Annotated in this window: 7 protein-coding genes; 5 read left to right on the forward strand and 2 right to left on the reverse strand. The window is 40.3% G+C overall.

Annotated elements, in window-relative coordinates; all coding sequences use genetic code 11:
* Positions 1-255: 255 nt before the first annotated feature.
* On the reverse strand, positions 256-945 hold the full coding sequence (locus H6G28_RS33780; RefSeq protein WP_190677453.1) for a Uma2 family endonuclease: 690 nt from the start codon (positions 943-945) through the stop codon (positions 256-258).
* A gap of 121 nt (positions 946-1,066) precedes the next feature.
* On the opposite strand from H6G28_RS33780, the gene H6G28_RS33785 reads away from it, so the two are divergent.
* From H6G28_RS33785 to H6G28_RS33795, 3 genes are read left to right on the forward strand one after another with little or no spacing between them, the layout of a single operon-like run.
* On the forward strand, positions 1,067-1,813 hold the full coding sequence (locus tag H6G28_RS33785) for a Uma2 family endonuclease (RefSeq protein ID WP_190677455.1): 747 nt from the start codon (positions 1,067-1,069) through the stop codon (positions 1,811-1,813).
* A 17-nt stretch (positions 1,814-1,830) separates the two neighbouring features.
* Entirely contained in the window at positions 1,831-2,157 is a 327-nt protein-coding gene (locus H6G28_RS33790; RefSeq protein ID WP_190589440.1) for a Tse2 family ADP-ribosyltransferase toxin, read from the forward strand.
* Positions 2,158-2,171: 14 nt separating this feature from the next.
* Positions 2,172-2,369, forward strand: a complete 198-nt coding sequence (locus tag H6G28_RS33795) for a hypothetical protein (protein WP_190589441.1) — start codon at positions 2,172-2,174, stop codon at positions 2,367-2,369.
* 71 nt (positions 2,370-2,440) lie between these two features.
* Here H6G28_RS33795 and H6G28_RS33800 read toward each other — a convergent pair whose 3' ends face one another.
* Positions 2,441-3,610, reverse strand: a complete 1,170-nt coding sequence (locus tag H6G28_RS33800) for a cysteine desulfurase family protein (protein WP_190677456.1) — start codon at positions 3,608-3,610, stop codon at positions 2,441-2,443.
* 215 nt (positions 3,611-3,825) lie between these two features.
* Between H6G28_RS33800 and H6G28_RS33805 the strand changes: the two genes are divergently transcribed.
* Together H6G28_RS33805 and H6G28_RS33810 are read left to right on the forward strand one after the other, a co-directional pair.
* The gene (locus H6G28_RS33805) at positions 3,826-5,454 is read left to right on the forward strand and encodes a DUF655 domain-containing protein (RefSeq protein WP_190677458.1); all 1,629 of its coding nucleotides are present in this window, start codon (positions 3,826-3,828) and stop codon (positions 5,452-5,454) included.
* 350 nt (positions 5,455-5,804) lie between these two features.
* Positions 5,805-6,569, forward strand: a complete 765-nt coding sequence (locus tag H6G28_RS33810) for a hypothetical protein (RefSeq protein ID WP_190677460.1) — start codon at positions 5,805-5,807, stop codon at positions 6,567-6,569.
* Positions 6,570-6,672: the final 103 nt, after the last annotated feature.

Here is a 6,672-nt window from a genome sequence, read left to right on the forward strand (position 1 = left end):
CTTTGTTTCCATTACTAATGGAAACAATACTCTTATCCTTGTACGGATTTTTTATGACCTATGTAACAAATCCAGCTACCGGAATCAAACTTTAATTAGTGAAATTTAACCAGAAGTAAGTAGGTAGACACAATTATTTAGAAGACGCATTTCGACTTTGCTCAATGCTCGATCCTTAAGAATAAGAGGGTTGAGCGCAGTCGAAACCCGGTAATTTTAAGTTAGGTTTAATTTAGTCCTACTACTTATAATCCACTAAATAGAATCTGGGTTAATACCTAATTCTTGCAGTTTTGCGGCCAAGCGATCGCTACGTTGTTTTTCTTGTTCGGCGCGTTGCTTTTGTTGATATGCGATTTCTTCTGGTGTGGGGACTAATTCACCTTCAGCCGTAAAAAAGCGTAATTTATTTTGAGCAATTCCTAAATACAACTCTAGCTGCTGACTCCATAACCAACCTTGAGCATTTGGTTCTAATGGTTGATACTTACCAGCTACTAAAACAAACCCAGCAAATTCTAAATTATTGGGGTCAAACCAAAAGTATTCCGGCGTGCGAAAGGTGTTTTGATAAATTTCTTTTTTTAAGCCTCTGTCTGTGGCGGCGGTAGAATCTGAGAGCAGTTCAATAATCACGTTGGGATATTTACCGTCTTCTTGCCAAACTACCCAGCTTTTACGAGGTTGGCGTTCTGTTCCCAACACTACAAAAAAGTCAGGGCCGCGAAAATATTCTGACTTGCGTTGGCGCGGACTGTAGTAAATGGTGATATTTCCAGAAACATAAAAATCATTGCGGTTGCTCCACCACAATTCTAGACACTGAATTAGCAGCGTCATTTGTAGCCGATGTAAGTCACTTTCCAAAGGCGGTTCGTCACTATATAAATCCCCTGGGGGAAATATAACATCTTCTGGAGTTTCTAAATCTTGGGCAACAGACATGACTACAACTATCTCATTGCTATCAGTTTAGCGTAGCAGTGCAACGTGATACCTGATGACCAAATGTTTCGCCGTTAGTTGCTAAACTAAAAAACAACCCTTATCCCTGCAAAGGTGTTTTATGACCTCTGCAATCAATCGAGCTACTGAAGAACTTACTCCTTTCCCAGACCATACGCAGCTACCAGAATCAGACGGAAGTTTCGTGAAGAATTGGCAAGAACATCCCCAAAGTATTTTATTGACTGACTCAATTACACCAGTACTCAAAAAATTACATCCTGACGGTCATTATTGTATTGGTCAAGATTTAGGTATTTATTGGCGCTTAACTGATCCTCCAGAGAAAGGCGCAGAAGCACCAGATTGGTTTTATGTAGGAAATGTACCGCCTTCATTTGAGGGACAAACACGACGTTCTTACGTGTTGTGGCGTGAGTATATTTCCCCATTAATTGCTTTAGAATTTGCTTCTGGTGATGGTAGGGAGGAGCGAGATAAAACTCCCTTGAAAGGCAAATTTTGGATTTATGAGCAAGTAATTCATCCAGCTTTTTACGGCATTTATGAAGTAAATAAAGCTAGTGTGGAAGTTTATCACTTAATTGAAGGACAGTATCAGCTGTTACCAGCTAACGAACGTGGGCATTATCCCATACATCCTTTAGGTGTGGAATTAGGTATCTGGCAGGGAGAATACCAAAATATGGCATTACCTTGGCTACGCTGGTGGGACTTGCAAGGTAATTTATTGTTGACTGGTGACGAACGCGCTGAACAAGAAGCCCAACGCGCCGAACAAGAACGCCAAAGAAATGAACGCTTAATTGCTCAATTGCGATCGCTCGGCGTTGAACCAGAAGTTTAGTTATTGGGCTGACTGGTATGAGAAAAACTCCAGTTGATTTGTATCGTATGGGAAATGCAACTTCCTCCAGGATGGATAACATTCGTTCACAAGACATTGAAACTTACGAAGAAGATGGTGATATTTTGGTTGTTGCAGGTTCTGGCGGAATTTCAACGTTTGCTGTTCAGGGAATTGGCAAGAATTGGTGGAAGTTGGAAAAAGGAAATGATATTCCTAATGAACTCCGCTTGGTGAATGATTACGGCAATCACTGGCTATGGGAACCAAGCTATACTATGCGAATGGAAGACTACAAAACAGCATTGCGGTTAGTGGGTGAGGCATTTTACAAAGTTAATTAAGGGAGTATTTGAACGTGAATTTTTCTCCTAAAGCAACTCGGTTTATTGTTGAGGCAATAGAATACAGGATTGATGCTTATCAAAAGCAATTAGAGGCAGACAATTTAAGTGATGATGAGATTTCAGACATCACCAATGACATGATGTTTCTGGAATCATTGTTACAGGAGTTGAGAAAAACTATTTCAACAACTGCCCCATCAGTTTTTTAATGCAATTAACTGGCTGAATACCCCACAAAGCAAGTATATCGCTCGGCGTTGAACCAGAAGTTTAGTTAATATCAACGTGTTGCTAATGTAAAATCTGCGGTGATTCGTTGTAAAATTTGCTTCAATACCATCGCCGTCCAATCAATATCGGCTTCCGTGGTATCTCGTCCTAATGTAATGCGAATACCTCCCAGGGCTGCTTTTTGGGAATAACCCATAGCTAATAATATCGGGCTGGGGCTGAGTTTACCGCTATGACAAGCAGCACCCGCACTAATGCCAATACCCGCTAAATTTAATTGTCGCACCAAGGTTTTACCGCTCAGTTTTTCACCGTCGGCGTATTCCAGACAGAAACTTGCATGATGGGGTAAACGATGGATGCGATCGCCTGTGGGAATTAAACCAGGGACATCTGCTAACAAAGCAAATAAGCGATCGCGCAAATCAATTAGCCTTGGTGTTTCGGTTGGTAGTTCTTTGGCGGCTAATTCAGCAGCGACACCAAACCCCGCAATCATCGGGACAGCTTGCGTCCCCGAACGCATCCCCATTTCTTGTCCACCACCAGTCAACAGAGGCATAATTTTGACACCAGGACGAATATACAACGCCCCGACACCTTGCGGCCCGTAGATTTTATGGCTAGAAATGCTGAGTAAATCAACTGGTAATGTCTGCACATCCAGGGGTAAACGTCCCGCAACTTGCACTGCATCAGTGTGGAAAATTGCACCATGCGATCGCGCAATTCTGCCCAACTCGCTAATTGGTTGAATTGTCCCGACTTCACTTTGTCCGTAAATTATTGACACCAAAACGGTGTTATGTCGCAATGCAGCTTGTAAATCTAACGGGTTAACTCTTCCTAAGTTATCCACTCCTAAGCGTGTAATTTCCCAACCCCACATTTCTAGCATTCGCACCGTTTCAGAAATGGCGGAATGTTCCACACTAGAAATAATGATATGTTGCGGTACAGCATACAACCTTGCCACACCAATAATTGCCAAATTATCAGATTCTGTACCGCCACCCGTAAAAATAATTGATTCAGAATCAATAGCGTTAATTAAGTCTGCAACTTGAACTCTGGCTTGTTCCAAAACAGTTGCAGCCCTTTGTCCCCACTCATGCAAGCTAGAAGGATTACCCCACTGTTGAGTGAGAATTGCTTGCATCGCTGCGATCGCTTCTGGGCGAGTTGGAGTAGTAGCACTGTAATCTAAATATATTTGCATATCACAACATTAGGGCGGAAAGACATGGGCAATGGGCTACTCACTATTTTCACCATACAAAGCTGTCTGGTTAAATCTTGAGAAAATGTGAATTAATCTGCATCAATAGGAAGATTTTTTAACTGCCGATCAAGCTGTTTACCTCTTTAAATTGGCGTACTGCATTTTGGGAACAATAACTATGTTCGCTACCAATTTACTTTTAGCAGATTACCGTGCCAATTTTTCGTAGATCAGGGTATTTTGGGCTATTTGCCTTAATATTTGTGACCACAGCTTGTCAACAAGTTAAATCATCCCATCAGCGTTTATCACCTTTACCACAAGATTCATTGATTCAAGTCTATTTAAATCAGTCTGAATCTTCAGAATATCGTGAATCTTACCGTCAGCAAACCCGACGAGGTGATGACTTAGAAAAAATCATTGTTGATACTATTTCTCAAGCAAAATCTACAATAGATGTAGCAGTCCAAGAATTACGCTTACCCAAAGTTGCCCAAGCATTAGTAGACAGACAAAAAGCCGGGGTAAAAGTGAGAGTAATTTTAGAAAATACTTACAGTCGTCCTTGGAGTAGCTTTACAGCAGCAGAAGTTAAAAAACTAACAACTAGAGAACAAGAAAGATACAAAGATTTTTATCAATTTATTGACTTAAATCACGATAATCAACTCAGCCAGGAAGAAATTAATCAAAGAGACGCATTAGTAATTTTACAAAATGCCAAAACTCCTGTAATCGATGACCAAGCTGACGGTTCCGCAGGTAGTAATTTAATGCACCACAAATTTTTGATTGTGGATAATCGCATTGTAGTTGTAACTTCGGCTAACTTCACCCCTAGCGACACTTTTGGCGATTTTAGCAATCCTGTTAGTGTAGGTAATGCCAATAATTTACTCAAAATCGACAGTCCCGAATTAGCAACTGTGTTTACCCAAGAGTTTAATATTATGTGGGGTGATGGCCCTGGAGGTAAACCAGACAGCAAATTTGGCATTAAAAAACCACTGCGTTCTCCCCAACAAATTACCATCGGTGATAGCAAAATTACAATCCAATTTTCTCCGGCTTCTCCTACTCAACCTTGGAGTCAAACTAGTAATGGGTTAATTGGGGAAAAGTTAAATACTGCTACTAAATCAATTGATTTAGCATTATTTGTCTTTTCTGAACAGCAACTTGCCAATATTTTAGAACAGCGTCATCAACAAAGTATAAATATTCAGGCTTTAATTGATGCTAAGTTTGCTTATCGTTTCTACAGCGAAGCCTTAGATATGATGGGAGTAGCTTTGAGTAATAAATGTAAGTATGAAAATGACAATAAACCTTGGTCAAAGCCAATTACTAGTGTGGGTGTACCTGTATTAGCCAAAGGTGATTTACTCCATCATAAATTCTCAATTATTGATAATAGAATAATCATTACAGGTTCACATAATTGGTCAGATGCAGCTAACAATGGCAACGATGAAACTCTGATGGTGATTGAAAATCCTACAGTGGCGGCTCATTATGTGCGAGAATTTGCCCGTCTTTATGCCAAAGCACAACTTGGTTTACCATCAGAAATTCAAGCAAAAATGCAAGCAGAAACCAAAAAATGTCCGACAATATCTGCACCAACTTCCAGCCAAAATCTCATCACCCAAAAAATCAATCTCAACACAGCCAGTCTGGAAGAATTAACCACTCTTCCTGGTGTGGGTAAAAAGTTAGCTCAAAAGATAATTATTGCGCGTCAACAACAAAAATTTACATCCCTCCAAGATTTAGAGCAAATTCCTGGTATCAGTGCCAAGATGCTGGATAAATGGCGCGATTATGTGACTTGGTAGTATATTTCCTTGACATTTTATTTGTGATTTGTATTTGCTGCATTTCCCAAGAAAATCTAAATATTTTGCAGATAAAGAAAGCTTCACTGTAGAGTAATTGAGTGGTTGATTAGCAACCACTTATTTGCTGCCGATATTGCGTCTGTTCTGTCTTAGTTTATACATTCATTAGTCTGTTCTGACATAATGACAGGCTATATCTTAAGCCTGAGTGGCATCAATATTTTCAACTAAAAAAATCTGCGTCTACGCAAAATGCTCTCTCAAAAAGTAGAGCAAAACTTGAAGACACAGCTAATGATCATAATCCGATTTCTCAACTAAAACTCAAAAATTGGGAGCAATATCTCATGTCAACGATTAATATTCCTGGTGGAACAGTCGTTACAGAAGGCGTAATCCTGGATGATTTTGGCGAGTCTTTAAGAGTTGCAGGTGAGTTAGTTACTGCGGGAACTCAACCAGGGGTACTTACACAAAACACCCTCAATCAAATCAATGTTACTGGTAGTGGACTAATTCGCAGCACCAATACAGCAATTCAAGTCGCCGGAATTGCCAGCACCATCAATAATAGCGGTACGATTAATGGCGCTTTTAATGGCATTAACATTATTAATGCCAGTGTAGCTTCAGCACGAATTAATAATACTGGGTTAATTACCAGTGCTAGTCGCGCCATCAATATTGGTAGTAGTGGCGGTATTTTGACTAATAGTGGACTAATAACCACCACTGCTGATCCCCGTAATGGCATAATTTATGGTGACTTCACCGCTAGTAATGTCTTGATTGATAACCGCGCTAATGGGGTAATTGAAGTTGGCGCAGGTTTAAATGGTGATGCAATTTCCTTAGAATTGGGTGCAGAGGTGAATGGTTCGATTATTAATCGCGGCTTAATTCAAGGTCGTGGTTTACCGGATGGCGCACCGAATAACCAAACCAACCAAGCCGCAGCCATTAGGCTGTATTGGGTTCCCGAATCGGGTTCTCACACTTCCATATTTAATGGCAACATTGAAAACTATGGCACTTTAGCGGCGGAAAATGGGGCGGCGGTAATCATTGAAAGATATACTCAACTCAATGGTTCAATTATTAATCATTGGTGACAAGTTAAGGAAAAGGAGAAATTGTCAAGTGTGGTATTTGCAGTGGTCAAAAATCGTGTAAAACTCAATCTAGACAAGTAATTGAGCGATTGATAACAGCCAT

This window comes from Nostoc sp. FACHB-190, from assembly GCF_014696905.1.
Lineage (GTDB): Bacteria > Cyanobacteriota > Cyanobacteriia > Cyanobacteriales > Nostocaceae > Nostoc_B.